Origin of the sequence: Paracoccus ravus (assembly GCF_004522175.1) — a bacterium.
GTDB lineage: Bacteria > Pseudomonadota > Alphaproteobacteria > Rhodobacterales > Rhodobacteraceae > Paracoccus > Paracoccus ravus.
This window is the reverse complement of the sequence record NZ_SDEB01000011.1, coordinates 105,823-128,972: the sequence shown is the minus strand read 5'-3', so window position 1 is coordinate 128,972 and position 23,150 is coordinate 105,823. Positions and strand designations below refer to the sequence as shown.

Annotated in this window: 25 protein-coding genes and 1 pseudogene; 15 read left to right on the top strand and 11 right to left on the bottom strand. The window is 61.7% G+C overall.

Annotated elements, in window-relative coordinates; translation table 11 throughout:
- Nucleotides 1-568: transposase (locus ESZ60_RS11100; protein ID WP_134680647.1), on the top strand; the 568-nt coding region annotated here is incomplete at its 5' end.
- Between the two features lie 53 nt (nucleotides 569-621).
- Nucleotides 622-860, top strand: a pseudogene (locus ESZ60_RS11095) (transposase domain-containing protein); the annotation flags it as partial.
- 469 nt (nucleotides 861-1,329) lie between these two features.
- Here the strand turns inward: ESZ60_RS11095 and ESZ60_RS11090 are convergent.
- The 3 genes from ESZ60_RS11090 to ESZ60_RS11080 all read right to left on the bottom strand — a co-directional run bounded on the left by ESZ60_RS11090 (nucleotide 1,330) and on the right by ESZ60_RS11080 (nucleotide 4,746).
- A complete protein-coding gene (locus ESZ60_RS11090) occupies nucleotides 1,330-3,420 on the bottom strand; it encodes an NAD-dependent epimerase/dehydratase family protein (protein ID WP_134680646.1) in 2,091 nt (696 codons plus the stop codon).
- Between the two features lie 9 nt (nucleotides 3,421-3,429).
- The gene (locus ESZ60_RS11085; protein WP_134680645.1) at nucleotides 3,430-4,407 is read right to left on the bottom strand and encodes a glycosyltransferase family 2 protein; all 978 of its coding nucleotides are present in this window, start codon (nucleotides 4,405-4,407) and stop codon (nucleotides 3,430-3,432) included.
- 135 nt (nucleotides 4,408-4,542) lie between these two features.
- Nucleotides 4,543-4,746 (bottom strand): hypothetical protein, encoded by a 204-nt coding sequence (locus ESZ60_RS11080; RefSeq protein ID WP_134680644.1) that lies wholly within the window; start codon nucleotides 4,744-4,746, stop codon nucleotides 4,543-4,545.
- 564 nt (nucleotides 4,747-5,310) lie between these two features.
- Here ESZ60_RS11080 and ESZ60_RS11075 point away from each other — a divergent pair.
- Both ESZ60_RS11075 and ESZ60_RS11070 read left to right on the top strand, forming a co-directional pair.
- The gene (locus ESZ60_RS11075) at nucleotides 5,311-5,808 is read left to right on the top strand and encodes a peptidase associated/transthyretin-like domain-containing protein (RefSeq protein WP_134680643.1); all 498 of its coding nucleotides are present in this window, start codon (nucleotides 5,311-5,313) and stop codon (nucleotides 5,806-5,808) included.
- A gap of 4 nt (nucleotides 5,809-5,812) precedes the next feature.
- Entirely contained in the window at nucleotides 5,813-6,481 is a 669-nt protein-coding gene (locus tag ESZ60_RS11070; protein ID WP_245155664.1) for a ferric reductase-like transmembrane domain-containing protein, read from the top strand.
- Between the two features lie 75 nt (nucleotides 6,482-6,556).
- Here ESZ60_RS11070 and ESZ60_RS21845 read toward each other — a convergent pair whose 3' ends face one another.
- The 6 genes from ESZ60_RS21845 to ESZ60_RS11040 form a co-directional block, all read right to left on the bottom strand.
- Nucleotides 6,557-6,937, bottom strand: a complete 381-nt coding sequence (locus ESZ60_RS21845) for a DUF3016 domain-containing protein (protein ID WP_425331318.1) — start codon at nucleotides 6,935-6,937, stop codon at nucleotides 6,557-6,559.
- A 64-nt stretch (nucleotides 6,938-7,001) separates the two neighbouring features.
- Complete coding sequence (locus ESZ60_RS11060) at nucleotides 7,002-7,421, bottom strand: hypothetical protein (protein ID WP_134680641.1); 420 nt, start codon at nucleotides 7,419-7,421, stop codon at nucleotides 7,002-7,004.
- A 12-nt stretch (nucleotides 7,422-7,433) separates the two neighbouring features.
- A complete protein-coding gene (locus ESZ60_RS11055) occupies nucleotides 7,434-8,168 on the bottom strand; it encodes a flagellar basal body L-ring protein FlgH (RefSeq protein WP_134680640.1) in 735 nt (244 codons plus the stop codon).
- A 15-nt stretch (nucleotides 8,169-8,183) separates the two neighbouring features.
- Nucleotides 8,184-8,924, bottom strand: coding sequence for a flagellar basal body P-ring formation chaperone FlgA (gene flgA / locus ESZ60_RS11050; RefSeq protein WP_134680639.1), 741 nt, complete (start codon nucleotides 8,922-8,924; stop codon nucleotides 8,184-8,186).
- Between the two features lie 6 nt (nucleotides 8,925-8,930).
- Entirely contained in the window at nucleotides 8,931-9,716 is a 786-nt protein-coding gene (gene flgG, locus ESZ60_RS11045) for a flagellar basal-body rod protein FlgG (RefSeq protein WP_134680638.1), read from the bottom strand.
- 28 nt (nucleotides 9,717-9,744) lie between these two features.
- Nucleotides 9,745-10,488 carry a flagellar hook-basal body complex protein gene (locus ESZ60_RS11040; protein WP_134680637.1) on the bottom strand — a complete coding sequence of 248 codons (744 nt, stop codon included), beginning with the start codon at nucleotides 10,486-10,488 and terminating at the stop codon, nucleotides 9,745-9,747.
- Nucleotides 10,489-10,955: 467 nt separating this feature from the next.
- Here ESZ60_RS11040 and ESZ60_RS11035 point away from each other — a divergent pair, with 467 nt between their 5' ends.
- From ESZ60_RS11035 to ESZ60_RS11020, 4 genes are read left to right on the top strand one after another with little or no spacing between them, the layout of a single operon-like run.
- Entirely contained in the window at nucleotides 10,956-12,869 is a 1,914-nt protein-coding gene (locus ESZ60_RS11035) for a hypothetical protein (RefSeq protein WP_134680636.1), read from the top strand.
- Nucleotides 12,870-12,906: 37 nt separating this feature from the next.
- Nucleotides 12,907-14,193: a flagellar hook protein FlgE gene (locus ESZ60_RS11030; protein WP_134680635.1), complete on the top strand. Its 1,287-nt coding sequence runs from the start codon at nucleotides 12,907-12,909 to the stop codon at nucleotides 14,191-14,193.
- Between the two features lie 9 nt (nucleotides 14,194-14,202).
- Entirely contained in the window at nucleotides 14,203-15,537 is a 1,335-nt protein-coding gene (gene flgK, locus ESZ60_RS11025) for a flagellar hook-associated protein FlgK (RefSeq protein WP_134680634.1), read from the top strand.
- A gap of 14 nt (nucleotides 15,538-15,551) precedes the next feature.
- On the top strand, nucleotides 15,552-16,454 hold the full coding sequence (locus tag ESZ60_RS11020) for a flagellin (protein ID WP_134680633.1): 903 nt from the start codon (nucleotides 15,552-15,554) through the stop codon (nucleotides 16,452-16,454).
- On the opposite strand, the gene ESZ60_RS11015 is transcribed toward ESZ60_RS11020, so the two are convergent.
- Complete coding sequence (locus ESZ60_RS11015) at nucleotides 16,431-17,195, bottom strand: response regulator transcription factor (protein WP_167620128.1); 765 nt, start codon at nucleotides 17,193-17,195, stop codon at nucleotides 16,431-16,433. The two genes, ESZ60_RS11020 and ESZ60_RS11015, sit on opposite strands and share 24 nt — an antisense overlap.
- 219 nt (nucleotides 17,196-17,414) lie before the next feature.
- On the opposite strand from ESZ60_RS11015, the gene ESZ60_RS11010 reads away from it, so the two are divergent.
- The 7 genes from ESZ60_RS11010 (at nucleotide 17,415) to ESZ60_RS10980 (ending at nucleotide 22,094) form a co-directional block, all read left to right on the top strand.
- Nucleotides 17,415-18,500: a flagellar basal body P-ring protein FlgI gene (locus ESZ60_RS11010; protein WP_134680654.1), complete on the top strand. Its 1,086-nt coding sequence runs from the start codon at nucleotides 17,415-17,417 to the stop codon at nucleotides 18,498-18,500.
- Nucleotides 18,500-18,796, top strand: coding sequence for a rod-binding protein (locus ESZ60_RS11005; RefSeq protein ID WP_134680631.1), 297 nt, complete (start codon nucleotides 18,500-18,502; stop codon nucleotides 18,794-18,796). The genes ESZ60_RS11010 and ESZ60_RS11005 overlap by 1 nt, the downstream gene beginning before the upstream one ends.
- On the top strand, nucleotides 18,793-19,305 hold the full coding sequence (locus tag ESZ60_RS11000) for a hypothetical protein (protein ID WP_134680630.1): 513 nt from the start codon (nucleotides 18,793-18,795) through the stop codon (nucleotides 19,303-19,305). Before ESZ60_RS11005 ends, ESZ60_RS11000 begins: the two co-directional genes overlap by 4 nt.
- A 122-nt stretch (nucleotides 19,306-19,427) precedes the next feature.
- Complete coding sequence (locus ESZ60_RS10995) at nucleotides 19,428-20,372, top strand: flagellin N-terminal helical domain-containing protein (RefSeq protein WP_134680629.1); 945 nt, start codon at nucleotides 19,428-19,430, stop codon at nucleotides 20,370-20,372.
- Nucleotides 20,373-20,444: 72 nt separating this feature from the next.
- Nucleotides 20,445-20,840 (top strand): flagellar biosynthesis regulator FlaF, encoded by a 396-nt coding sequence (flaF, locus tag ESZ60_RS10990; RefSeq protein WP_134680628.1) that lies wholly within the window; start codon nucleotides 20,445-20,447, stop codon nucleotides 20,838-20,840.
- Nucleotide 20,841: 1 nt separating this feature from the next.
- Nucleotides 20,842-21,285 carry a flagellar biosynthesis repressor FlbT gene (locus tag ESZ60_RS10985; RefSeq protein ID WP_167620127.1) on the top strand — a complete coding sequence of 148 codons (444 nt, stop codon included), beginning with the start codon at nucleotides 20,842-20,844 and terminating at the stop codon, nucleotides 21,283-21,285.
- Nucleotides 21,282-22,094 carry a DUF1217 domain-containing protein gene (locus ESZ60_RS10980; RefSeq protein WP_134680626.1) on the top strand — a complete coding sequence of 271 codons (813 nt, stop codon included), beginning with the start codon at nucleotides 21,282-21,284 and terminating at the stop codon, nucleotides 22,092-22,094. Before ESZ60_RS10985 ends, ESZ60_RS10980 begins: the two co-directional genes overlap by 4 nt.
- Nucleotides 22,095-22,124: 30 nt before the next feature.
- Here ESZ60_RS10980 and ESZ60_RS10975 read toward each other — a convergent pair whose 3' ends face one another.
- Nucleotides 22,125-23,132: a flagellar motor switch protein FliG gene (locus ESZ60_RS10975; protein WP_134680625.1), complete on the bottom strand. Its 1,008-nt coding sequence runs from the start codon at nucleotides 23,130-23,132 to the stop codon at nucleotides 22,125-22,127.
- Nucleotides 23,133-23,150: the final 18 nt, after the last annotated feature.

The following is a 23,150-nucleotide window of genomic DNA, read 5'->3' as shown; positions in this document are numbered from 1 at the left end:
GGCGATCACGGCGGCCTTCCCGGACGCCATGGTTCAGACCTGCGTTCGCCAGCGGGCTCGGACCGATGGCGCCTTCGCTGGCTCACTGCACCTGGTTCGCCACAGCCTGAACTTCTGTTCCTGGAAGGACCGCAAGGGCCAATCGTCGGGAAAACAGTCCCCCGGACTGTTTTCTGATCCTCCTCATACCACCGATCTGTGCCGGATTTACAGCGCCCCGACGGCCGATATGGCCGAATTCGAGCTCGACGCCTTCGAGAAAAAATGGGCGGAGAAATACGCGTCCATCGCCCCGGCCCGGCGCAGGGCTTGGCAGGAAGTGATCCCGTTCTTCGGCTTCGATCCGGCGATCCGCAAGATCATCCACACGACCAACGCCATTGAGAGCCTGAACCGCGTGATCCGGAAATCGATCAAGACGAGGGGTTCCTTCCCGACCGACGAGGCCGCGACCAAGCTGATCTATCCGGCCATCTGCAACTTCGAGAAGGACGGCCGGAATGTCCGGGAATGGTTTGCGGCCCGCAACCAGTTCGCCATGATGTTCGGCGAGCGCTTCGACGCTTGAGTATCCCAAACCGCATGGGCCGGCACGGATACACAAAGTTCAGGACACTCCCGCTGGAGCTGGACAACAACATCTGTGAGCGATCAATCAGGCCGGTGACCCTCGGGCGCAAAAAACTATCTCTTCACGGTATCCGAAGGAGGCGGCAAAGCCGCGGTAGTCGCCTATACCCTTATCGAAACCGCCCAGAAGCGATCCGGAAGCATGGCTGACATGGGTGCTCACCCATATCGCCAACCCCAAAATCAACCGCATCGACGAACTTCTGCCTTGGAACTTGCAGCCGGCCTAGCGGTCAAAGGCAGGCACGCCGCACGGATACGATCGTGGCGCTTGTCGATGCGTTTGGGAATCCGTCACAGTCGTGCTCAGGCCAAGTCAGGCCACGACTTGCAACGCGCAGTCCTGATCGAGTGTGCGGCCTTCGACGCCGCTAGATTGCTTGCCAAGATTGACCCACGGGGCGCGAGCGCCGATCTTCCGACCAAAGCGAACAGCAAGTCCGGTGAGGCTTTGACCGACACGCCTAGTAACGGCGGCATCCGAAGCCAAAATTTCTTTGCCAAAAACAAAGAGTTCCGACCCATCGCCGCGCGTTAGCAAAGACGATCTTCAGCCAAGCCGCCCAATACCATCTCGCCGCCTCATCGCATTGCGAAGTAAGTCCGCGGAGCCTTGACCGGGCGCTTATCTTGTCTCGATGATATGCCGTGGATCGCGATCTCAAGGCGGGCAAGGCACAGCGCAGCACCCATGTCAGATCAAAGAAAGAGGCGGATATCGTCGATCGCGCGGGTCAGGAAGGCTTCTCGGTCCGCCTCGGGTCTCCAACCTAGGATCTCGCGGGATTTGGTATTGTCAAAGCGGGAAAGATGGCCACGCGATTTCCAATCTGCAAGCGTGCTGGCTTGCGCGTCGGTGCGCCGCAGCACGTGTCGCTTCAAGGATTGCTTGATCTGATCGGCGGCCCAGAGCGTCGTCAAATTCGAGGATGCGACGTTCAGTCTTGCGCCGAGACGCCGCGCTATTTCGTCGAAATAGTCGCGCCCCGTCAACAAGGGCGTGCCGACAAGGTTAAAGGATTCCCCGTCAATGCCCGGCGTCTCCATCATGGCGATCAGCGCGTCCGAGACGTCATCCGCCAGCACGAACGGAAGAATATTGTCGCCTCCGCCCCACAGGCGCACGGCACCGGGTCCGTGCCATCGTCCGATCCCCCAATGCTGCAACGGTCCGCCCTCGCCCAGCACGATACCCGGGCGCGCAATCGCCACCGCCGCCCCGTCGCTTGCCTGGGCCTCGATCAGGCACCTTTCGCATTCTGCCTTGGAGCGGGCATAGAGATTGCGCTGCGCCATGTCGCCAAAGGGCGTCTTTTCCGTGATGACGGCTTTCGGGTCGGACATGTCGTAAGAAGCGATGGTTCCTGTGTAGATCACGCGCCGGACACCGGCGCGTCGTGCCGCCCGGGATATTCGCAGGCTGGTGGCGACATCGTTTCGCAGGGCTTCGTCCCAGGTCCGGTCATGCGAGCGGGCAAGGTTGAAAACATGGTCGATCCCGACCATGAGTTCCCCGAGGCGGTCATGGTCCTGCAAAGAGCCGCCGACCGTCTCGACCTGTTCGGCGAGATCTTCGAACGGCCCGCCCTGTCCACGCGACAGAACCCGAACGTCGAACCCGCGGGCGACGAGGCGACGGGTCAGGTTTCGTCCAAGAAAACCGGTGCCGCCAATGACCATGACACGGGGCGAGGGAGCGCGTGCCGCCATGCGGGGCAGGGCGGGAGTGCTCATCGACGGGATCGCGGCCAGGCTGTCCTCGATCGCCTGCATCACCCGGCGCGCATGGCCCGGCGAAAACCGCGGATCCGGTTGGCTCTGACGCAACCCGTCGTAAAAGGCGGCAATCGTGTTGCGAAAGCTCAGCGCATAGGGGCTGTTCTGGTTCAGCGAGCGGCCTTGGCGGAAGGCATTGACGACGCCCTCACGGAGATGAGAGCGGGCCTTGCTCATTTCCTTCAAGAGGGGGTTCAGGACAAGCTCTGCCGTATTGTCGCGCGTCAGCACCAGCGTATCCGCAGCATAGTCTAGCCGCGCCATACCGGCCGAGCCGCGTAACATCACCGATCGATCATCGACGGTTTCCACGAGCGACAGGTTGATCGTCACATCGACCTTGCCGGCGCGGGCCAGGATGCGCCAGCTTTGCGGGCGCTCTGCGCCGCCGGGCAGGGTGATCCACTGCCCAAGGCTCACATGTTCGATCTCGAGTCCATCGAACAGATCGACCGCGAAGGAAAATGGATGCGGCCCCAGTTCCAGCAGCAGGTTGCGGGTCTGCGCGAGCAACCAGCTACCGTAGGGTCCGGAGCGCAGCGGCGGCAGCGGCAGAGACCAGTTGATCTGGGCGTTCGAGACGACCCCAAGGAGGCCGGCGTCGCGCGCCTCGCGCAGCCGTCGATAGGACGGGAGCGCCAGGAAGTTATGGCAGATCCCCAGGCTCTTTCCCGCCGCCTCGGCCGCCGCCGCCATGTCGTCCAGTTCGGCCACCGACAGGGCGGCGGGTTTTTCGACCAGGACATGAAGCCCTGCGCGCAGGCAGCGCAGGGTGAGGCCATGGTGCAGGGGTGGCGGCGTCAGGATATGCACCGCATCACAGGTGCCGCTGGCGATCATGTCATCTAGCTCGGTATAGGCGGTGATCCCGTAAGCTGCCGCCATGCCCTCGGCCGCAGGGGCGGATCGGTCGCACACCGCCGCAAGGAGCAGACCCTTGGTCCTCCGGATGGCATCGGCATGCCACGCGGCAATATAACCGGCGCCGAGAATTCCGACACGTAGATCCGCCAAACTCCGCTCCTATTTATACTCGATGATATGCATGTCCCGTCCGGTCAGGCGACGACGGTAATAAGTCATCATGCCGAAAAGGTTCGGTATCTTTGAGATCGTGAGGAAGACCGCCTGATGAAGGGCCATCGCGCTGCTCAGCCCCTGCCGCCTCAGCCCTTGCGCGGTGCGCAGCCATGACAGGCCGTAGAGCAGGACGACAAGGGCCGAAAGCCACCACCCGATCCATAATCCGGTCAGGAACAGCACCGGCAGGAGCAGCCCATAGATCCAGACCCGCAGCCTTTCTCGCCGGAAATGGGACGGATGCAGGTCTCCGACCTGGGCAAAGCCATGGCCATTGCGCACAGTGCGCCGCCACCACGGACCGAAACTTTTCATCGCGGCATCGTGCCAGGTCATCGTGACGGGCAGGCGCATTAGCTTCCATCCCGCATCACCAAGGCGCAGGCAGAATTCGTCGTCTTCCGCAGCGATGACTGTCGGGTCAAAGCCGCCAATCTCGCGAAAGGCCCTGCGGCGCACCATCATGTCGCCCCCGCAAACGTCGATCGGCCCCGCGGGGCGCTGCCAATCCACTTGGAACATCGCGTTATAGATTGTCGCCTCGGGATGGATTTCCGAGCGCCAGCCCGTCACCAGCCCAAGTGAGGGATCCTCGGCCAGCGCCGCCGCGCCGACCCTGAGCCAATCGGCTTCGACGCGGCAGTCTCCATCGACAAATTGAATGAATTCGGGCGGATCATCGCCGTCCACGAGCCGCGCGAAGCCGGCATTCCGGGCGCGTGCCGCGGTAAAGGGCACTGAGCTATCAAGCTCGACCACCAGAGCGCCGATGCTACGGGCATAGGCGACGCTCTCATCGGACGAGCCGCTGTCCACGTAAACCACGCGGTCACACTGGGGAATCAGCGACTGCAGGCAGGCCTTCAGCCGCTCGCCTTCATTCCGCCCGATCGCAACGGCGCCTAGGGAAGGTGGCGTCATGTCCTGACCTCGTTATCGAAAACCGGTGCTGGATGAACTGGGAACGGAAATAGGCCGAGTGATACAGGCGGACAATGCCGCTCGAAATCATACATTTGAACAGGAAAATGAACTTATCAAGGCAATTGGAGGGAATTAACGCCGAAGAGGATCGGGCAGGCCTGCGTGATCAAAGCGAGGGCAGCCGAATGTGTCGCGTTCCTGTCTGGCGATCATCCTTGCCGCTGGGTGATCCTGGACGACGCTCAGCTGCGCATCTTGCGGATGCGCGATGTGGCGGAACTTGCCGGACTGCTTCGGCGCGATGGCCAGGCCCCCGTTTTCCTCGACGCGATGCATGCTGCGATCTCGCGGGCCGCCGCACGAGGATGAGCAGGGGGATGACCACGGGGATGATCGGCGTCGATACTGAATATCCTTCTCGGCTTTCTTGTCCAGGATGAGCCGGATCAATCCGCGCGTGCAAAGGCTGATTTTGCGGAGTTAACTGAGGTGGAGCCCGGTTTTCTCTCGAATGAGATCATTGTCGAACTGATTTTGGTGCTGGAACGTGTATAAGGATTGGCACGACGCGACGTGGCCGGGGCAATCGACGGGCTTTTGGCAGCGCGCGAGTCCTCATCGGGGACGCAGATCGCGCGGGGCTTGCCGATGAGCGGTACTCTGCGGCAGGGGCCGGCTTTTCGTTCCATATGATCGCGCTTCCTGCACGCGACGCGGAGTGCTATGAGGTTGTGAGCTTTGATCGCAAGGCGATCCTGTCTTGCGGCCCCCTGTCCCGAACGGCTTCCCCTGTCACGGCATTGTGCGCCCGGGCGCCTCGGGCATGGTGTATCCTTTCCGAAAGGTCGGCTGGCACAGGACCAGTTCCGCCGGGCCGAGCAATCCGCACGGATCGATCGCATGAGCCACATATTCCGAACACGCCGCCACGTTCTGGCGACCACTGGCATCCTTGGTGGCGCCGTGCTGTTGCAAGGGCCGATGGCCTTATTATCGCCGGCGCAGGCCCGGGGCATTGCACCGACCCCGTCGATGCGGGGCGGCAGTAACAATTATCGCCCCAACGCCCCGCTGGTCGAAAGCCTCGGGTCGGGTTTTCTGGTCTTCGGGACGGTTCGCCGGGCCCAGGATGGCGCTGCGCTCGGCAATATCCGCGTCCAGATCTGGGCCGCAACCACTCTGGGCGGAGAACGTGACCGTCGCAATCACGGCAGCGTCCTGACCCGCCCCGATGGCAGCTTCCAGCTTGAGATGATGCAGATCGTGCCGAATTTCGGCCAGCCCCATGCCCATCTGGCCTATGATGACGGGGCATTCCAGACCGTGTTTCTGCGCCCGGTCATGCCAAGCCCCAAAGACCGCTCGGTCCGCGCGGATTTTGTCCTGGCATCGGCCTGAGACCTTGCCCCTCGCCAAGGGGAGAAATCCGCTTTATGCGGCCTCGATCTGGTTCGCACTCTCGGCCATCGCGATTGGTCCCATTCTTATTGCTGCGACAAGCCCATATCTGGCCTATCGCGGCATCGCCTATATCCTTGGTGGGTTCGCGGGAATCTTCTGCCTGTCGCTGATGCTGTTCCAGGCGCTGCTGGCCGCCGGATACCTGCCCGCAATCGGCATCGCCGCCGCGCGGCTTTGGCATCGACGTGCGGGCTCCGCCATCGTGATCCTAGCCCTGCTCCATGTCGGAGGGCTTTACCTCACCAGCCCCGAAGACACGCTGGATGCGCTTTTGCTGGCCTCGCCCACGCCCTTCTCGGTCTATGGGGTCGTGGCGCTCTTGGGGATCGTCGCGACGGCCCTGCTGGTCCTGCTGCGCCGGCGCCTCGGCATCCGATATGCGGCCTGGCGCCTGATCCATAACGCCATGGCATTTGCCGTCGTCCTGGCCACGATCATACACGCCCTCCAGATCGAGGGGGCGATGGGCAGCTTTTCCAAGGTGCTGCTTTGCGTGGCGGTCCTTGCGGCGACAGGTGGTGTGCTGTTCGACCTCAGGGTGCTCAAGCCGCTCTTTTTCCGACGCCGTGGCGGGCAAACGCCCTGCGGCGGCCGGGACGCGCGGCGGTAAACCCGCTCAAGATCCGTTGCGCGCCCATGGTCAAGGGATTTGCGAAACCAATCGTCGAGCAAAGCCTTTCGTGGATCAGCCTCTCGCTATCGCCCGTGCCCGCGGTTCCGAGAGATAGTCGAGATCGGATAGCCTTGCCTCGCCCCGCTGCAGCGCGCGACCGTTCTGAAGCAGAGTGTAACGGAAATGGAGCCAAGGCGGGATCACATCGCGCAGGATGCGGACATCCTGCCAACCGGTGCTGATCGGGCCGCAGATAGCGCGCGCCCAGACGCTGGATGCGCCGGTCCAGTTGGATCTCCACGGAACGGCGATCGCTGTCACGGCGCAAACGCAACCCCAAGGGCTGCTCCCATGTCCGTATCGCCGGGAACCGCCTCGCCGAAGGGAATCCCTGTCCCTTTGCCGCAATTGAAAGAACCGGCAAGTTTGCCTTCCTGATTGCAGCGGTGCCATCGCAGGCTCATACCGCATTGGCCGACAATAGGGTCGCATCCCTAAGCGCGGCCACGGCTATGGATCAGTTCAGTTCGGCAAGCGTCACATCCTTGATCCAGGGCATGTTTTCCTCCGCGATGGACAGGATCGCGAGCCTGAGACGTTCCGTGCTGAAACCTTCCGCTGTGACCACCGGCATCGCGAGAACCTGATGTATCAGCCCCTGCAGGCCGTCGCGCATCCGCGCCTGCGACGGTGCCGCGGATTCGTCGATCATCACCTCGGCGGCGACGACGAGCGGCTTGGTTCTGCCGGGAATATTGATCGCGAAACGCCCCAGATCGATGCCTTGCCGATCAGCCGCAGCGCTGGACTCGTCAAGTCGCTCGGCGTGCCCCAAAGGCGAGACGGTCTTGCCCAGAAAGAAGAACGCGACCCCGATCACCAGCGCCAGAAATGCAATATTCAGCCTGCTGCGCAGCGACTGCGCGCCCTTAACCATGCGCGACCCCCCTCAATAGGGCAGGATGACGTCAAGAGCATCTTCGCCGTAGCGCGGCTGCTGCACGCGGGAAAGCTGCCCTCTGCCGCCATAGGTGATGCGCGCCTCGGCAATCCGGTCATAGGGGATCGAGTTATCCATGCCGATATCCGAGGGGCGGATGATCCCCGCCACCCGCAATTCACGCAACTCATTGTTGACCTTTACCTCCTGACGACCGGCAACGACCAGATTGTCATTCGCGAGCCGCTGGATCACCATGGCGGCGACCTTCAGGTTGATTTTCTCCTGCCGGTTTATGCTGCCTTCCCCGTTGGAACTGCTGCTGGACGACAGGTCGAGGATCTTTTCCGCTGGGGGATCGGCAAAGACGGTGGACCCCTCGAACTCGTTTTCGGAGCTTCGCGACCGATCCGAGGCATTGCGCAATTTCGCTTCGTCATCAATGGCGATCAAAATGGTGAGAATGTCGCCGACATCCGAGGCGCGGTAATCCGCAAAAAAGCCGCCCTTCTCCTTGTTCCAGACCGAGGCGCGCTCGGCCCGCTTGGGCGCGGGCTGCGGTTGCCGGATCGGGACGGGAACGGTGACCGCCGTCGCCTCGGGGATCGCCGTGACAGAGACGTCGATATTGCCGACGGAGGGATCCCGATGCTCCAGATATTTCTGACCCGGAGGCGTCGCGCAAGCTGCCAAGGTCAGGACACAAGCTATCGCAGGGGCCTGTGTGAGAAACGTTTTTAGCATCGTGGAATTCTGGCCCTATTGAACTGCGGGTGGGACGGCGAGCGTCCTGACTTTGCCGTCTCCGGTGATTTCGCCATAGACGGTCTTGCTGGAATGGGTGTTGACCACGCGGATCACATCTCCGATGGCACCATCCTGCAGGGCCTTGCCGGTGGCGGAAAGCGTAAGGCCGCGGTCCAGATGCGATATGGTCACCGCCATACCGCGCCGAACGGCGCGAGGTTCGGTCAGGGATTGCGCGTCGATCGGCCGCTCGGGCAGCAGATTGCGCTTTGCTTCGCGTCCCAGAATATCCTCGCCATGCCGAAGCACATGGATATTGGCTGCGGAAAGCGGGATCGAGAACAGGGCGAGATCCGCCTCCGAGATGATTTCCCCCGCCGCGATGCGCCGCGACGGCATGAGCGTCGGAACGGTCAGTCTTGCCTGCCCATGTATGGCCGTGGCAGTCCCGCTGCCCGATACGGCCAGCGCGGAAAACCGCCCCGACCGCGTGTTGAAGGCAAAGCGGTCCAGGCGAATGGCGTGGGCTTGGGGTCCGGCATCCAGCTCGATCGCGATTTCGACATCCGAAGGCAGCAAGGGCATGGCGGCAATCGCCGCATAGACCTCGTCCTGAACGAAATTGGCGACCGGCTCTTCCAGCCGCAACGGTTGCTCGGTCCTGTATGCGTCAAAGATGGATCCGACTTCGGCAAAACCGGGACCCGCCAGAGCGAAACCTGCGAGGGCTGTGGCGCGAACCAGCGCTTTCATGAAATCCTACCGTATCTGATTGGCCGTTTGCAGCATCTGGTCGGCCGCGGTCATGGTCTTGGAATTCATCTCGTAGGTGCGCTGCGCCATGATCAAGGCGGTCATTTGCGCGACCGTGTCCACGTTTGACGCTTCGACATATCTCTGGATCATCACGCCGAAGCCCTCATCCCCGGCGACGCCCAGAATAGGATCGCCCGAAGCCTCGGTTTCGAGCAGCAGATTGTCTCCGATGGATTTCAGCCCGGCCTCGTTGACGAATGTCGCCAAGGTCACCTGGCCCAGAACCTCGGCTTCGGTCTCATTCCCGACATAGGCGCTGACGAAACCCGTGGCAGAGATCGAGATTTCGCGTGTGCCCTCGGGGATGACGATGCCCGGATCGAGCTGAAAACCGTCATGGGTGACGATCTCGCCCTCGGCCGATCGGCCGAAATTCCCGGCGCGGGTATAGGCGACCGTGCCGTCGGGCCGATTGACGACGAAAAAGCCTTTTCCATCAATGGCCAGATCAAGGTCATTGCCCGTTTCGGACAATCCGCCCTGCTCGGCCAAACGCATGACGCCCGTGGATCTGACGCCCAGACCGATATCCATCGCCACCGGTGTCATCGTGCCGGCATTCGAGGTGATTTCGCCCTCGCGCGACATGGTCTGATAGACCAGATCGGAAAAGACCGCCCTGCCGGCCTTGAAGCCGGTGGTATTGGCATTCGCGATATTATTCGCAATCACGTCCACATTGCGCTGCTGGGCCAGCATGCCCGTGGCCGAAGTGCCGAGTGCTTTCATTTCGAATACCGCCCCTCAGGTTTGTTCTTCAACTGCTGCGGCCAAGGCGCTGCAGGGTTTCGCTGCGCAGATCATTGGCGCTTTCAGCCATGGACATGGCCCTTTCATAAGCGCGCTGACGGCTGATCAGCTGCGTCATCTGAAGCACCGGCTCGACATTCGATTTCTCGACATAGCCTTGCGAAATCGTCGCATCCAGCGACAGGGTCAGGGCCGGATTGCCCTCGCGCGGGGCGAACATCGTTCCATCCAGCGGCTGCCATTGCGCGATATCCGGGGCGCTGAACGCGCCGATCTGACCCAGCACCACCCCGGCCTCGGTCGAAATCGTGCCGTCCCCGGCGATGGCCAGAGACCCGGCATCGGGCGGGATATTGACGGCATTTCCCCCGGCATCCAGCACCAGATCGCCCGCGGCAGTGGCAAGATCGCCCTCGGCAGTGAGGGTGAAGCTGCCGTTTCGACCAAAGGCGATGTCTCCGTCCTGACGCCGGAAAGCGAAATAGGCCTCGCCTTGCAAGGCAAGATCCAGATTACCCCCCGTGAACAGGACGGGCCCAGCCGTCATGTCGTTATAAGTCCCACGATCCAGCGAATAGGCCATCTCAGAGAGATCATCCCAATCGCCCGAGTCGGTGACCATTTGATCGAAGCTGACCTTTGCCGCGCGAAATCCGTCTGTATTGGCATTGGCAATATTATTGGCGGTCACATCGGTCGCCCGTTCCATCATCGCTGCCATCGACAGCGACAGATATCCAATATTATCCATGGCCTACTCCTGCGGAGCTAGAGAATTGTCTTGAACAAACTCAACCTCCGAGTTAGTCCAGTCCTATATTTTTCGCAACTGGGTTTTTCTCATTGCAGTCATTTCCCGGGACTTGGATCGAATCGGAACGAACAGGGCGTGCCGGGGTTTTAGGGCCGGTCTTCTGCGCGGCAGCCGCCATGGCCTTCATGGCCACCACATGCCTTGTCTGGGCGGCGCCTGCTTCTCCCAATCCCTTGCTTGCGGCCCCGCTAGGCCTCACAGAACGCGCGGCCGCCGGAAAGACGCTGCTGCGCTTTTCGGAAAGCATGGCCGAGAAACTTGGGCGGCAGCGCCCTAGAGCAAAGCCGTATCGGGCAGGCAGTTTTGCGAACACCGCGGCAGGGGCGATGCCATCGCCCTCGGAAATCCTTCGTTTTTCGCAGGCGACGCCGCGAATTGCAAATTGGGGAACAGCGGGATCCGGGGTGGGTCTGACCTATGGCACGGTATCTCGGCCCGACCCTGCCGCGCCGCGGGTAGCGATCCAGACCGAATTGCCCGAGCCAGCATTTGTCGCAGATCCCAAGGACAGCCGCGAAACCGTCACGCTCGCTCCGGTCCCGCAAGCCGAACCGCCTGTCGTAACGGCCCCGCCGCGGGTTGCGCAGATCGCCGAACCAGCAGGTGATCCGCCGCCCGCGCCGCCACCCCAAACACCCCGGCCAGACCCGCCGCAGCAGATCACGCTGCGCACGAGTGACATTTCCGCCGACGCCTTTCCGGCCCTCCTTCAGGCGGCGCGCGCCACGCCTCGGACGGGTTTTGCCGATCGGCTGGAATATATCCGCATTCTGCTGGGCGGCATGTTCCTGCCCGAAGCGGCGATGGCGATCGAAGAGGCTTTTGAATATCGCCATCTGGCGCAGCCCGCAGAAATGGCGATGCTTGAATTGCAGGCCCATGCGGTCTCGGCCCTGGGCGGCATGGTCCGGCTGTCCGAGGGGATGCCGGCGGCAGGGGGCGAAACCAGCGAACCCTGGGCAAGCCTTGGACGTTTGCGAAACGGGTCGGCGGTCGAAGCCCAAAGCCTTGCCAAGGCGCATTCCAGCCTGACCGATCAATCCCCCGTCATTGCGAGTTCCGCCATCCGGTCGCTCTTTGACGCGGCGGTCAAGATCCCCGACCTCGAGCTTGCCGAGGTGCTTTGGCGGCATGCGAGCCAGGATCCCGGACTTTCGGGCTCGGCGCAATTCAGCCTGATGAGCGGGCGTCTGGACGAGCTGCGGGGCGATCGGGAAGCGGCTTTCGATCACTACGCGCATGCGATGTCGGGCCATGACATCGTTGCGGTCCAGGCCCGTCTTGAGCTGATAGATCTGGTCATGGAGCATCAGGAGGGCGGGCTTGACCTGCTGCCGCAGATACAGGTCGTTCTGCGTGAAAGCGTGGCGGATTGGACCAGCGACGCCTATTCGCTGCAATTGCGCGCGCGCTATGCCGGCATCACCGAAGAGTTGGGCCTGGTGCCCGAGGCCCTGCGCGTGATGAGCCGCATCATACTTGAGAATCCGGGCACGGAAGAGGCGGGACTGGCCGCCGCGCGCGTGCCGCTGCTTTTGATGAAACTTGGCAGATCCGTCGATTCCGGCGCGGTCAATCTGGGCGAATATGCCGCGCTGATGCGCGATCTCGAGGCCGGGCTGCGCGACAGCAGCCAATGGCTGGTGAGCCGCCACGATCTGGCGCGGCGGCTGGGCAAAGCCGGTCTGCACCGGGCGGCTGCCGCGGAATATCGGGCGATGCGGAATGATCTGGCAGCGGGCAGCCCCAGCACGCCGTTTCTGCGTGACGAGATCATTCTCGGCGAGGCCTTGGAGATGCTGTATTCGGGCGAAGTCGAAAAGGCCAAACATGCCTTGTCGGAACATCTGACCAGCGGTTCTCCATCGCATCTCGAACGTCAGCAGCAGCTTCTGAAGTTCATCGACGAGGCCGAAGCGGCAGGCGCGCCGCTTCGGCTTTTTCCTGACGAAAGCAGCACAGACGCGGATCTGCTCGCGGCCAGGGCCGCGATGGCGAATGGTCGGCTGGCCGAGGCGGCAAGGCATTACGACAGGCATCTGGGCAATGTCGGAAGCCTGCCGCGCGAAGAGCAGTCCAAATATATCCTCGCCAGATCGAGATCGGTTTCGCCAGAAGCAGCGGATCCTGACGAGACGAAGCATGCCGATCCGCAGATCGCGGCATTGCAGGCCAATGGCCGCAGCCTTGCGCGCGCGACCGATGACGCATCGCCTTTGTCGCTCGTCAAGGGGAAATCCATCCTTGGCCAGGTCGATACCGGCCTTGCCGCGGCCCGCAGGGTCTTGGGTCAGGAACCCGACATGCACAAGGAATAGGCCGGATGGCCAAGATTTTTCATAGGGGGATTTCGTCATGTCAATTTCCAGCGCCATGCAGGCGGCTGTTGCCGGGCTGACCAGCAACGCGGCCTCGGTCGGCAAGATCTCGTCAAATATCGCGAATGCCAGCACGGTCGGATACAAGCGCAGCTTCGTGGACATGGTGACGGTGGCGACCGGGAGCAGTTCGAGCGTCCGAACGGTCGACGGCTCGAATGTCGCATTGCAGGGCAATGTCAGCGCGACCTCCTCGGCCACGGATCTGGCGATATCGGGCGGGGGCTTCTTCATGGTCTCGAAGACGCCCAATGATCCGAATGCATCCAATTATTTCCTGACCCGCTCGGGCAGTTTCAGCCCGGACGAAAACGGCAATCTCCGCAATGCGGCGGGCTATTATCTGGCGGGATTCACGCCGAATTCGGACGGCAGCCTGGGCACGGTCGATTATACCTCGACAGGCTCGCTCAGCACCGTCAATGTCACCCAGAACGGAAGCACCGCAGCCGCCTCTTCGTCAGGCAGCTTGAGTGGAAACCTGCCGGCCTCGGAAACCGGGACCGGCGAGGAGACGGCCGCCTTCAACTCGACCATGAAATATTACAATGCCCTGGGCGGTGCCGAGCAGCTGACCTTCAGCTGGGCCGCATCGGCTGACACGGCGAATTTATGGAGTGTCACGATCAGCGGAGAAGACGGCACGACCTACGGGACCGTCGATGTCACCTTTTTCGATTCCGGTGCGACGCCCGGCGCTCCCAAGAGCTTTGTCAGCAGCAGCGCCCCGGATGCCAATGCGGGCTTTGCCCTCTCTGAGGATGGGACGGTCACATTGACGATAAACAATGGGACCGAGCCGCAAACCTTGACGATCAGCCTTGGCACTGTCGGCGGTTACGACGGCATCACGCAATTCGACGGCGATTACACGCCACAGGCATTTTCGGTCGATGGCAGCGAAGCCACGCGCATGGCAAGCACCGAGTTCGACGATGCCGGGACGCTATGGGGAATCTTCGAGAATGGGGACAGGCGCGCGATCTACACGATCCCGGTCGCGACCGTCGCGAATCCCGACGGCTTGCGCCAGATCGACGGCAACGCCTATTCGCTGACCCTCGAAAGTGGAGGTCTTGTCCTGAATACCTCGGGGACCGGGGCGGCCGGTTCCATCATCAGCAGCGCCCTCGAGGATGCCAATGTCGATATCGCCCAAGAGATGACCGACCTGATCCAGGTCCAGCGCGCCTATGCCGCGAATGCCAAGATCATCACCACAGCAGATGAAATGCTGCAGGAAACGACCAATCTCAAGCGATAGAGCGCCATCATGAGTCTGAGCAGTGCAATTGGCGCCGCGAAATCCGGCCTGACCACCACCTCGATCCAGGCCGAGCTGGTCGCGCGCAACATCGCGAATGCCTCTACCAGCGGCTATACGCGCAAATCGGCAAATCTGATGACGACTGCAGGGGGCGGCGTCTATGTCGCCACCATCGATCGTCAGGTGGACAGCATGCTGAACCGGCTGGACCGGGCCAATATCTCGAAGCTGGCCGCGCTCGAGACGGTGGCGGACGGGATGAAGGCCTATACCGATTTTCTTGGCCAGCCCGATGACGAAACATCGCCCGTCGCCTCGCTCGCGAGCCTGAAGGAGGCGCTGATCACGCTTTCCGGCGGCGTTTCGGACCGTTCTGCGCAGCTCGCGGTGATTTCGGCGGCGCGCAACATGGCCTCGAATCTCAACAGCCTGTCGGACACGCTCTCGTCCATCGGCGGCGAGGTCGAGATGAATATCCGCTACGATGTCGCCGAACTGAACACCGCGCTTTATGATATTGCTGCGCTCAACAAGAAGATCACGGCCGGCGGCGCGGGCAGCGATCTGGTGAGCCAATATCAGGACCAGATGGATCAATTGCTCCAGACAGTCGCGGGATATGTCGATATCCAGACCGTCACGGACAATCAGGGCATCGTCACCGTCCTGACCGGAGGCGGGGTCGAATTGGTGAGCGCGAGTTCCGTCCATGATGTCACCTATGACCCTGGGACAGGCAGGTTGCGCGCCGGCCAAAACGACATGACGCCGGGCAACAGCAGCCGTTCCTTTACCGCAGGCTCTCTGGCCGGATTGTTTGAGTTGCGCAATGGAACCCTTCCGTCATGGAACGGCGAATTGCAGGGCATCAAGGACGCGCTGGTCGATGGCTTTGCGCAGGCGGCTCCGCTTGGCAATGATGCCGGGCTGTTCATCGAGGCGGCAGGGAAACTGGCGGTCAATCCGGCAGTGGATCCCAGCGCAGGCGGGGATGCGGGCCTTTTGCAGAGCGGCGGCGGCGATCTTGCCCCGGGCGACGGTTCGATCGTCAATGCCATGCTGGGGGTTTTCAGCACGCCACAGGGCGGAAGCGCCAGCTTGACCGAGATGGTTGCGACGATCGTCGCCGGTCAGCAGCAGCTACGCGCCGACAAGGACGCCGCGGTGACTTTGACCTCGACCACGGCGGCGACGATCAGTGCCTCGCGAGAAAACCTTCAGGGCGTCAATGTCGATGACGAACTGCAAAGGCTTTTGCTGGTCGAACAAAGCTATGCCGCCAATGCCAAGGTCCTGAGCAGCGTCACCGAGATGCTCGATTCCCTGCTTCAGGCCGTCTGAGAGAGTATGACACCATGATTAGAACGATCTCGACCTATCAGCAGACCGATACGCTGCGGCAATTGATCTCGCGTCAGAAACAGCAATTGGATCAGGCGACGAAAGAATTGGCGACGGGCCTGAAGCAGGATGTCTTCGCGAATTCCGGTGGCTCGGCCTCGAAATCGCTGCAGCTTCGCGCGGCGATGTCGGCAAACGACGCTTATCTCGTGTCGAATGGCAGGCTGGCCAGCAAGCTCAGCGTTGCGGCGGATGTGCTGGGCGAGGTGCAGAACGCCGCCAGCGAATTCCTGACCCTTGCTGCGGCCGGAGACATTGCCGCGATGAACCGGGATACGCTCAAGCTGTCCGCGCGCGATGCGATCGACAGGATCGTCGCGCAGTTGAATGCCGCCTATGACGGCGAAAGTCTTTTCGCAGGCACCTCGACGAACAAGACGCCCCTGTCTATCGGCACGGATGAGGCCGGCCAGCTTACTGTCACCTATCTCGGCGATGGCAAGGACATGACTGCGCGGCTCGATGATACGACCGAGCTGAGCTACGGCATTCGCGCCAATGAACCGGGGATCGCTAGTCTGCTGACGAAGTTGAGCCACGTGGTCAACGCCGACCTGGACGCCATGGATCACGCGGGCTTCAATGCGTTTCGTGACGACCTTGTCGCCGCGCTTGGTCAGTCGACGATCGATATCACCGCGATTCAGGCCGAGTTGGGCAATGCTCAGGCGCGGGTCTCCTCCAAGATCTCGGCGCAGGAGGAAATGACCAAGATCTTCAGCAATGCCATACTCGACATCGAGGGGGTCGATGCCGAAGAGGCCGCGGTCCGCCTTGAGGGATTATCGGTCCAGTTGCAGAGCACCTATGAGGTGACCGCCCGAATGTCGCAGCTAAGCTTCCTGAACTTCATCTAGGGCCAGATCGACCGCCCTGCTGGAATGGGCCGGGGCGGCGCTGTGCGCCGCCTTCTGGTTTTGGTTCTGGATCAGCCGATAGCCGATCCCGACCGAGGTTTCGATGAAGTTCCGGCCCTGGGGATCGGCTTGTGCCAGCTTGCGCCGCAGATTGTGCAGATGGGAATCGATGACCTTGATATGCGGCGGGCTGGGGGCAAGCGCATAAAGGGAATCGTAGATCGCGGTCTTGGTGATCATGCGGGGATAGGCCGAGGCAAGAAGCTGCAGGATATCCTGCTCCCGTGCCGAAAGGGTCAGAACCGTCCCGCCCAGCGTGATCCGGTCGCCGTTCAGCGGCACCTGCAAGACCCCGATGGTGATCCGGGGATGCGCCGTCCCCAGGCAGCGCCGCAGGACAGATCGGATTTTCGCAATGATCTCGATGCCGAGATAGGGCGGACGCAGCACGTCATCGGCCCCTGCATCCAGAAGCCCGGCCATTTCGGAGGAACCGCCTTTGGACGGCAGGACCAGAATGGGACAGGTCGCGCCGGTCGCGCGCAGCCGCCCGATCACCGGCGCAAGATCGTCCTCTCCTCCCAGCAGAAGAGGCGTGCTCTGGCTGCTGATCATGCTGTCTTCCGGCGCGCCGATGACCGAGCCCAGCGGCAATCTCTTGACCTGGCCTCCTGCCGCCTCGATGGCACATATGGCGCGTTCGGAATTGACTGTCGGGAGGCCATGAAACAGCATGCGCATGGAGATCCTCGTCGTTTTTCGCATACCGAATTTATTCATGTTGATCGAGGGCGGGCAATAGCTTCGTGAGCTAGAAATCGGAAAATGCCACTGCTAGGGTTGCAAAGAATTTTCGCAAACAATCAGGAGGGGCCCTTGCTCTTGCCATCAAAGCCGTTCGGCATCCTTGGCGTTCTGCTGGCCCTGTCCTGTACCGCGCTGGCGGATGGGCCGCCGAGCATGATGGGCGATCTCGGAGATGTCGGTGGCGTCGCTGAACCCGGCGGCCCCGGTGCCGTCCGGATCAAGGACATCGTCACCTTCGAGGGGGTGCGCGAGAATGAACTGATCGGATATGGGCTTGTCGTCGGGCTGCATGGCACGGGGGACGCGCTGCGCAACTCTGCCTTTACCCGAGAATCGATCGAGGGAATGCTGGGTCGTCTGGGTGTCGGCAATCTGGACGAAGAGAAGCTCAAGACCACGAACACCGCCGCCGTCATGGTCACCGCCAAACTTCCGCCATTCGCGCGTCTTGGCGCGCCGGTGGATGTCGTCGTCTCGTCTCTGGGCGATGCGACATCGCTCAGAGGGGGCACCTTGCTGGTCACGCCCCTGTCGGCGGCCGATGGCGAGGTCTATGCCGTCGCGCAGGGGCCGGTCTCGGTCGGGGGATATTCCGCGCAGGGCCGCGCGGCCTCGATTACCGAAGGCGTGCCGACGGTTGCCCAGATCGCCAATGGGGCGACGGTCGAGCGCGAGATTGATTTCGCGCTGAATTCGCTTGGCAGTTTTCGTCTGTCCCTGCGCAATCCGGACGCGACGACGGCCAGCCGGATCGCCGCGCGTGTCCAGGGCAGCGGCATCGGAACGGGGCAGATGCTGGATCCGGCGACGGTCGAGGTCACGATCGGCAGGGGCGTTTCCGTCGCCAATGCCATGGCAAGGATCGAACAGCTCACCGTGACCCCGGACAGCACGGCAAAAGTGGTCATCGACGCCAAATCGGGCACGATCGTGATCGGGGCGGATGTCCGGATCTCGGAAGTGGCGATCAGCCAGGGCGGGTTGACTGTGGCCGTGAACGAGACGGCGCAGATCGCCCAGCCGGCCAGCTTCTCGATTGGGGAAAGCATCGTCGTGCCGGAAACCCAGATCAGGGTGACCAAGCATAATTCCGGCTTTGCGGTGATCGACGGGCAGGTCAGCCTGCGGGATCTGGTGGATGGCTTGAACGCGATCGGCATTGGCGCGCAAGAAACCATCTCGATTTTGCAGGCCATCAAGGCCGCCGGTGCGCTTCATGCCGAATTGGAGATCATCTGATGACGCCCGTGACTGCTCCGGTCCTATCCGCCGCCGCCGAACCTGCCGCCATGCCTCGGGCGGAAAACGCATCGGATGACGTCGCGCGCGTGGCAAGGGATTTCGAGGCGATGTTTCTGGGGCTTTTCGTCAATGACATGATGAAGGACACGATGCCCAGCACCATGAGCGGCGGGCATGGCGAAGAGGTGTTCCGCAGCCTGCTTGGAAATGAGATCGGCAAGGCCATGGCCGAGGCGGGCGGCGTCGGCATTGCGGCCTCGGTCGAAAAGGCCATGCGGGCCTATCGCAAATGACCGGTATCACCGCCTCTTCCGCGATTTCGCGTCTGGGCCAGCGTCTGGGCGAGCGCCGCCGCCGCCGAAGCGAAGGCGCGCATCCCGCCTTTACCTCGGACGATCTTCAGAACATTTCCGATTTCGAGAAACTGGTCGAAGACACGATCCGGCTGCTCAATCTTGAGAATGATGGGCTGGCATCGGGGAATGTGCTGCGGGTCGCAGAATGCTACGAGGCCAAGTCTGGCCTGCTCAGGGAACTGACGCTGAAACAGCCGGTCATCGAGCCGTTTCTCAAGGAGGACGTCCCCGAACTGACCCGGCTGCGGGAACTGCTGCGCCAGCTTGCCGAGAACCTGCGCCGCAACGGGGAATTGCTTTCGGCGATGGCAGCGGCGTCACGATCCATCCTGTCCGAGATCGACCATATCCGGCGACGGCAAAGCCTGGACGGGATCTATGACAAATCCGGCCAGCGCCGCCCCGGAATGGGGCCAAGACCCAACGCAACCGGCCAGAAACTATGAGTTTCTCAAAAACCTGAACGCGAAATTGACGCCCTTGGTTCTTACTGGGGTTGCACGGCACAGAAGGCCGTGAGGCTTCGAGAATCGAAGTCCGTTACAGCATTTGATAGGGACAGATCAGAATGACCTCGCTTATCACCAACTCCTCCGCGATGAATGCTCTCAGCACGCTGCGGAACGTCAACAAGAACCTCGCCACCACGCAGAACCGCATTTCGACCGGTCTGAAGGTCGAGAGCGCCGCGGATAACGCCGCTTATTTCCAGATCTCGGAAACCATGAAGGGCGATTCCTCGGCCTATGCCTCGATCAATGAGGGGCTGACGCTGACCAAGAACTCGATCTCGACCGCGCGTCTGGGGTCGGAGAGCATTCAGGATCTGGCCACCCAATTCCTGGAAAAAGTCTCGTTTGCGCAAGGCACCAAGGGTGGTCTGGCTGAAATCAAGGCGGACCTCGACGAACTGGTCAAGCAGATGGAAACGACGCTGAGCCAGTCGACCTTCAACGGCGACGATATGCTGGGCGCTTCTACCTACGGCACCGGCGATGTCTCGGGCAGCGCGATCACGACCGCAGGTGTGCTGACCGGGGCCAGCAACGCCAATACCGAGGTCGGGAACGATCGCAGTGTGGTGACGGGGATCAGCCGCACCGGTGGGACCTATGCCACGACCGACATTACCGTCGGAACTTATGACATGGCGTCCCTGGTCACCGATTTCAAAACCATCGCAACCAGCCTGGTCACCAATGGTGACACCGATGTCGCAGCGGACAATGCAACCTTCCTTGCTGGCGCATTGCAGGCTACCGAAACGACCTTGAAAGCGGTGACTGACATTGCCACCAAGCTTGGCCAATCGGAAACCTCGGTCTCGAACCAGCAGGAGTTCCTGACCAAGCTGGTGGACAATATCGACGCCGGTGTGGGCTCGATGATCGATGCCAATATGGAAGAGGAAGCTGCGCGTTTGACCGCTCTGCAAACCCAGCAACAGCTGGCGACGCAGGCGCTGTCGATCGCCAACCAGGGTCCGTCCAGCATCATGTCGCTGTTCCAGTAAGAAATTACTGACCGGAGGGCCGCCTGACTGGGCGGCCCTGCCATCGGTTTTGTTGCAGAAACGAGGAATGGCATGTCTCTCTCCGCATATCGCCAGACGATCAAGCATACCGAAACCCCGCGCGCGATCGAGCGGCGCATCCTGGCAGAGATCAATGCCGAGCTGACCGCTCATCGCGACGGGTTCGACAGGGCAAACTCGAATGCAGAAAAGCTCGCCATTCTGTCCGGCAGCCTGCGCAGCGCCTTGACGCGAAACCTCAAATTCTGGACGGCCCTGCGCCTGGACCTGATTTCTCCGGGCAATCAATTGCCCGAAAACCTGCGGGCCAACCTGATCAACCTGTCGCTTTTTGTCGAACGCCAGGTCGCCTCGGTGCTGGCCGGGAAAGGCTCTGTCGGGACGCTGGTCGATATCAATGCCTCGATCATCGCGGGATTGGCCGGGCTGCAACAGCAGGCGGCCTGACATGGGGCTGAAGCTCAAGGTCGCGCCGGGCGAGCGTCTGGTCCTGAACGGCTGCATTTTGCGAAATACCGGCGCGCATCGGCTTGAGATCGAGCTTGAGAACCGCGCCGATGTCCTGCGTGGCTCCGAGATGCTCGATGCCGAAACCGCCGACACGCCGGTCAAGCGGCTGTGCTACCTGATCCAGATCGCGCTGGTCAGCACCCGCCATCGCGCAGAGATGCTTCCCGAGATCACCGCCCGCACCGCCGAGTTGCGGTCTGCAATGGCGATCAGCCATGGCGCGGATCTGGACCGCGTGCAGGCGCTGGTCGAGCAGGCCGAGTTCTACGCCGCCACCCGCATCCTGCAGCAAGTCATCCGGCATGAGGCAAAACTGCTGAAACTGGCCGAGATGCGCGTCAGGCAAGCCGCAGAAGCGGCTCAGACCGAGGGCAGCGCATGATCTCGACCGCCGGAATGTCACCGCTCATGGCGCTGTCGCTCATCCAGCGCGAAAGGGCGGTGTTTGAGGACAGCGTGCGGTCGGATGCCGTCGCCAAGCGCGAGATCGCGGCCTTTCGCGACCGCATCGGGACGATCGATTCTGTCGATGCGTTGATCAAGGATCACGAGGTCTTCAGCTTCGTCATGAAATCATTCGGCATGGAAAATCAGATCTATGCCAAGGCGATGGTCCGCAAAATCCTGACCTCGGATCCCGAGGACGAGAAATCGCTGGTGAAACGGCTCACCAATGCGGATTACGAGGATCTGAACGCGGCAATGGGCTTTGCCACGGATGGCACGGCGAATGCCGAAAATTTCACCGACCCGACATGGATCGAGGACATGGTTCAGCGCTATGTCGGCCAATCCCTCGTCGACCAGCAAAGCGACGTGAACGCATCGACGGGGATCGGCCTTGATTTCCTGCAAAACGCGTCCGACCTGACCGGCTGGTACAAGGTGCTCGCCGACAAGAATGCCACCACCGTTCTGCGCATCGCTTTGGGCCTGCCGGAATCCGTGCTTTCGGGGGATATCGACGCCCAGAAGAAGATGTTCGAAAAAAAGATGGACATCGCGGATCTGCAAGACCCGGAAAAGGTCCAGCAGCTTTTGCGTCGCTATGCCGCGATCCAGGGCGCGAACGAGGCCAGCCAGGCCCCGGTCAGCATCCTGACGCTGTTTTCCTCGGCCACGAGTTCTGGGACCTGGGCACCGATCACTTTGGATGTGACCAGCATTTCAAGCTTCAAGGGCTATCGCTAAGGGCAGGGCGGCGATTATGCCCTGACCGCCTCAGATCATCTCGTCTTCGTCCGAAGGTTGGTGGATCAGTTCCAGCCGCAGCAATTCCAGCGTGATGTCGATGATCTGGGCCTGCGCATCGCGGGCATCGCGTGCCCGGACCGGACCCATGGCCTCGATCTCGCCCTGAAGAATTTCGCGCGCCCGCTGGGTCGTGACATTCAGGAACGCATCCCTCACATGCTTTTTCGCACCGCGCAAAGCCAGCGCCAGCGTGTTCCCCTCGCAGCTGCGGGAAATGCGCTGCAGGCTGGCGTCGCTGAAGCGCGCAAGGTCGTCAAAGACGAACATCTTCTGCTTGATCTGTTGAAAGGCCTGCGGGACGCAGGCTTCCAATTCCCGCGACAGATCCTCGAAAACGGATTGATCCATCTTGTTGAAGACATCTGCCATGCGCTGATGCGTATCGGAACCGGCGGATTTGACCGCCGAACTCAGAAGCTCGCTTGAAATCCACTCCTCGATGTCGCGCAGCATCTCGCGCGGCAGGGGTTCGATGCTGATCATGCGCCGGGTGATCGCGACCATCCGCTCCTGCCCGAAATGGGGCAGGGTGCGGGCCGCGACCTGTGGCCTCACATGGGTCAGAATGGCGGCAACGGTCTGGTCCATCTCGCCGCGCAGATGATTGGCGATGACCTGATCGTTCAGCGACGAGAAACTGTCCCAGACCTGCGCGTTCCTTTGCGGCTGATCGTCCCCCGCCAATCCGTCCGAGACCGCCGAATCGGTCAGCAGCCCGGTCAGGATACGCTGCGCCGCATCGACCGAGCCGATGATGCCGCCGCTCTGGACCGCGGCAGTGAATTCCTGGATCACCTGCTCGACCGCGGCGGCGGGAATCGTGCCCAGCGTGGACATGGTGCTGGTCAGAGCGTGGATGTCCTCGTCATCGAGTTCCGCCATCAGCGATGAGCCCTGCTCTTCCTGCAGGCACAGAAACAGGACGGCTGCTTTTTCAATGCCCTTGAGCCTGAGGATATCCGGCGTCGTGTCCATCACATGTCCAAAATGAAA

What these genes read in the sequence shown, in the direction of transcription:
- ESZ60_RS11015 (WP_167620128.1), bottom strand. Translation starts at nt 17,195, where the DNA reads ATGCGCATGCTGTTTCATGGCCTCCCGACAGTCAATTCCGAACGCGCC.
- ESZ60_RS11005 (WP_134680631.1), top strand. Translation starts at nt 18,500, where the DNA reads ATGACGCCCGTGACTGCTCCGGTCCTATCCGCCGCCGCCGAACCTGCC.
- flgK (WP_134680634.1), top strand. Translation starts at nt 14,203, where the DNA reads ATGAGTCTGAGCAGTGCAATTGGCGCCGCGAAATCCGGCCTGACCACC.
- ESZ60_RS11040 (WP_134680637.1), bottom strand. Translation starts at nt 10,488, where the DNA reads ATGGATAATATTGGATATCTGTCGCTGTCGATGGCAGCGATGATGGAA.
- ESZ60_RS11030 (WP_134680635.1), top strand. Translation starts at nt 12,907, where the DNA reads ATGTCAATTTCCAGCGCCATGCAGGCGGCTGTTGCCGGGCTGACCAGC.
- flgA (WP_134680639.1), bottom strand. Translation starts at nt 8,924, where the DNA reads ATGAAAGCGCTGGTTCGCGCCACAGCCCTCGCAGGTTTCGCTCTGGCG.
- ESZ60_RS10975 (WP_134680625.1), bottom strand. Translation starts at nt 23,132, where the DNA reads ATGGACACGACGCCGGATATCCTCAGGCTCAAGGGCATTGAAAAAGCA.
- ESZ60_RS11010 (WP_134680654.1), top strand. Translation starts at nt 17,415, where the DNA reads ATGATGGGCGATCTCGGAGATGTCGGTGGCGTCGCTGAACCCGGCGGC.
- ESZ60_RS11020 (WP_134680633.1), top strand. Translation starts at nt 15,552, where the DNA reads ATGATTAGAACGATCTCGACCTATCAGCAGACCGATACGCTGCGGCAA.
- ESZ60_RS11060 (WP_134680641.1), bottom strand. Translation starts at nt 7,421, where the DNA reads ATGGTTAAGGGCGCGCAGTCGCTGCGCAGCAGGCTGAATATTGCATTT.
- ESZ60_RS10995 (WP_134680629.1), top strand. Translation starts at nt 19,428, where the DNA reads ATGACCTCGCTTATCACCAACTCCTCCGCGATGAATGCTCTCAGCACG.
- ESZ60_RS11000 (WP_134680630.1), top strand. Translation starts at nt 18,793, where the DNA reads ATGACCGGTATCACCGCCTCTTCCGCGATTTCGCGTCTGGGCCAGCGT.
- ESZ60_RS10985 (WP_167620127.1), top strand. Translation starts at nt 20,842, where the DNA reads ATGGGGCTGAAGCTCAAGGTCGCGCCGGGCGAGCGTCTGGTCCTGAAC.
- ESZ60_RS11085 (WP_134680645.1), bottom strand. Translation starts at nt 4,407, where the DNA reads ATGACGCCACCTTCCCTAGGCGCCGTTGCGATCGGGCGGAATGAAGGC.
- flgG (WP_134680638.1), bottom strand. Translation starts at nt 9,716, where the DNA reads ATGAAAGCACTCGGCACTTCGGCCACGGGCATGCTGGCCCAGCAGCGC.
- ESZ60_RS11055 (WP_134680640.1), bottom strand. Translation starts at nt 8,168, where the DNA reads ATGCTAAAAACGTTTCTCACACAGGCCCCTGCGATAGCTTGTGTCCTG.
- ESZ60_RS10980 (WP_134680626.1), top strand. Translation starts at nt 21,282, where the DNA reads ATGATCTCGACCGCCGGAATGTCACCGCTCATGGCGCTGTCGCTCATC.
- ESZ60_RS11080 (WP_134680644.1), bottom strand. Translation starts at nt 4,746, where the DNA reads ATGCATCGCGTCGAGGAAAACGGGGGCCTGGCCATCGCGCCGAAGCAG.
- ESZ60_RS11075 (WP_134680643.1), top strand. Translation starts at nt 5,311, where the DNA reads ATGAGCCACATATTCCGAACACGCCGCCACGTTCTGGCGACCACTGGC.
- ESZ60_RS21845 (WP_425331318.1), bottom strand. Translation starts at nt 6,937, where the DNA reads ATGGCACCGCTGCAATCAGGAAGGCAAACTTGCCGGTTCTTTCAATTG.
- flaF (WP_134680628.1), top strand. Translation starts at nt 20,445, where the DNA reads ATGTCTCTCTCCGCATATCGCCAGACGATCAAGCATACCGAAACCCCG.